The following is a 2,704-nucleotide window of genomic DNA, read 5'->3' as shown; positions in this document are numbered from 1 at the left end:
GTGTATTCTGTTCTTCCACGGCAGTGTACTCCTTTCGGGTCGAATTTTCGTTTGGCGACGCAATTCTAACCGGAATCAGGCACTGCCGTGTTGCTTTTTATAAAAGCGAAAAATATTTTACGTTATCGAGCATCATATAGCGCGGGCGGCAGTGGTTTGCCTGTCGTAACTGATTCAGGAAACGCAATTGCATACCCTATTCTTAGTGCTTGTTTATTATTAGCATAAAGCCACCTTGATAACCCATGGATGCTGTTTCTTACTTGCCCAATTGGATCAATGCGTTCTCCAGTTGAAGTAACTACAAATGATCCGTCCTGGGTTGCTATGCGCCCTCCTTTAACCTCAATTGCCAAAAAACCTAGGCTCCCGTGGATTATCAGAAAGTCTATTTCTCCAGTAGGTGCTTTTGTTAGACCAAACTCCTGTACTGCTGCTGTTAACCAAGGGATACTATGTATAACTATGAAACTATCATCTAAACATTCCGATAACTTACTATACAAAAGCAGTTCAGCTGAATAGCTATTGGTGGGTGCAGGCCCATGCGCAGGTATCATTTTGGCCATTTATCGCCTCGTCGTTTTTAGCGGAAGCCACTACCTAGATGCCCTTTGGGAATTAGGGCGGTTTGTTTGAGCTGAATGTAAGAATACCTCAGGCTATACAATGTTCTGAGCTAGATTTTAAACACCATGTAATTCTTACTCCTGATGGTATTTTCTGGTGTAAAATACTTTAACTACGCTCATAATTGAGAACATTGATAAGAGCCAAAAACCTACGACATATGCCAATTTAGAATAGTCCTTTGGTACTCTTATCACTGCAACTTGATCATCTGACTTTACAGTAAAAGATCTACTGATACTCGGTTTGTTACTGAAGGTATTAATCAAAGTTCCGCTTAGTAGTATTGCGCAGGAGACTTCATCATTCGGCCTTATGTCACCAAAGTAAATGTAATAAAAATTACCTTCATGAACAATGTTTTTTACGTCATTTGAATCCACAACTAAAGTTGGTAAAGATATATTACTGATGTCCATAGCAGTGATATTAGTGTCTTTAGAAACACTTCGTTTAAACGTCAACCGTGGAAATTCTGGTGCTATTTGTATATAGACATTTTTTTCAGTTTTTGAGCCATTGTTAAGTATTCTAACTTCTAATGAGGTTAATTGTTTTACAGTAACAGGCCCTTTAACATTATACTCGAACTTATGTTCAGGACTGAGATACTGAGATAAATATGGTAAAAAGGGGACGATTATTGATATTAAAATAGGTGTCCATATTCTGAAATATTTACTCAACACCAACTCCTAGTTGCAAAGGCTAACCGTTTGCATGAAATGATATTATTTCTTTTTTCGAAACGTTGAGTTTTTTACAGGAGCAGCCTTCTTAGTCTTTATTTCAGCCATTCTTACCTCTCTGGCCTTAGCAAGATTGTCAGCTAATCCTCTTCCTCTGCCATCTTCCTTCTTGCCTCGGAAAACCCTATTCCACCTTTGCCGCATATCATGCAAACAACTTCGCTCTTTTTTAATGCGTCCTTAAAACTTATTGCCGCTTTAGTCTCTTCGCCGGCAGGATAAGCAGCATCTGATTCCATTGCCTTTAACGAAGTATGAACCTTCTGAAGCTCCTGGATAAGTCCTTCTGAAGCTCCTGGATAAGTCCTTCTGTAGTCATCGGTGATGTTGAAGCATGTGAAGATACGATTTGCGCTACGAGTTCTGTAAGTGTAGACACTTTTCTTCCTTCATTTAAATTGTTCATTCAACAAAAGGTAGCTGATTATTAACAAAATGTACTATATTTATACCAATACCAGCCGAATTGTACTTATGTATGGGGGTTGGAAGGCCTTTTTTAAAAATATTATATTTGACTCTGTAATATTCAACCATATCCAATTCGACCCGTCTCTCAATGCTGACCTCTAATGTTTTAAAATCCGAATGAACAAACATGTACTCGGCAATTTCCCTGGCTTTAGAATCTATTTCAGCGTCGGTGATAGTATTATTAAACTTAATTCGAATCGAATTCACAGTACTTTCCTGCCTGAATTTTAATTTTTCAACATAGATATCGTAGTACATACTTGATGGGAACTCTTGAAAAAAAACTCCCGTGTCATTATTGGGATAACTACCGTTAACAAGACGTCTAATATCAGCAGCTTGATTTATGATTGCGGTGCTGTCTGTAAATGTTTTTTGAACTTGGGACTGAAACCTATAAAATTTGTATAAATAGTAGCTAAGCTGAGAACCACAAACGAAATATAATGCAAAAGCTACTATTATAGTTGAAATGAGTACAGGCACTAAATTGTTGAATGCTTTTAGTTTTCTACGTCTAAATATATTATAACTAAACTCTATACCAGTAATCCTATCATGCAATCCAAATTTACTATCCCATAAAATTGAAACTGGCCAAATCATGATGAGAACAAATAAAGTAACTGTTTCTATTTCTGGAATTGTCTTCAAATTGTTCTTGCTAATGTATGGCATGAGCACGTAATTTAAGTATATAGTGGCTGGAATAAAGATAATGTAGGGTGGATTCAAATTGCAAGTGCACCACGTGAATTTTGAAAGAAGACTTCGTGTGGTGTCTGGTAGTTAAGGCATTTTCTGGGTCGATGATTCACCTTTTCAATTATGAAATGCAGTTCTTCTTCAGT

General features: G+C 37.3%; 4 protein-coding genes. All 4 read right to left on the bottom strand.

Features of this window, described 5'->3' with window-relative positions:
* Positions 1-122 precede the first annotated feature (122 nt).
* Complete coding sequence (locus tag ML541_RS18795) at positions 123-569, bottom strand: nuclease-related domain-containing protein (RefSeq protein ID WP_243375595.1); 447 nt, start codon at positions 567-569, stop codon at positions 123-125.
* 135 nt (positions 570-704) lie between these two features.
* Complete coding sequence (locus ML541_RS18790) at positions 705-1,316, bottom strand: hypothetical protein (protein ID WP_243375593.1); 612 nt, start codon at positions 1,314-1,316, stop codon at positions 705-707.
* A 143-nt stretch (positions 1,317-1,459) separates the two neighbouring features.
* A complete protein-coding gene (locus tag ML541_RS19035) occupies positions 1,460-1,618 on the bottom strand; it encodes a hypothetical protein (RefSeq protein WP_347710818.1) in 159 nt (52 codons plus the stop codon).
* Between the two features lie 163 nt (positions 1,619-1,781).
* A complete protein-coding gene (locus ML541_RS18780; protein WP_243375591.1) occupies positions 1,782-2,507 on the bottom strand; it encodes a hypothetical protein in 726 nt (241 codons plus the stop codon).
* Between the last annotated feature and the right edge of the window lie 197 nt (positions 2,508-2,704).

Origin of the sequence: Geotalea sp. SG265, from assembly GCF_022808985.1 — a bacterium.
Lineage (GTDB): Bacteria > Desulfobacterota > Desulfuromonadia > Geobacterales > Geobacteraceae > Geotalea.
This window is presented reverse-complemented; position numbering and strand designations above follow the sequence as displayed.

What these genes read in the sequence shown, in the direction of transcription:
- ML541_RS18795 (WP_243375595.1), bottom strand. Translation starts at nt 569, where the DNA reads ATGGCCAAAATGATACCTGCGCATGGGCCTGCACCCACCAATAGCTAT.
- ML541_RS19035 (WP_347710818.1), bottom strand. Translation starts at nt 1,618, where the DNA reads ATGGAATCAGATGCTGCTTATCCTGCCGGCGAAGAGACTAAAGCGGCA.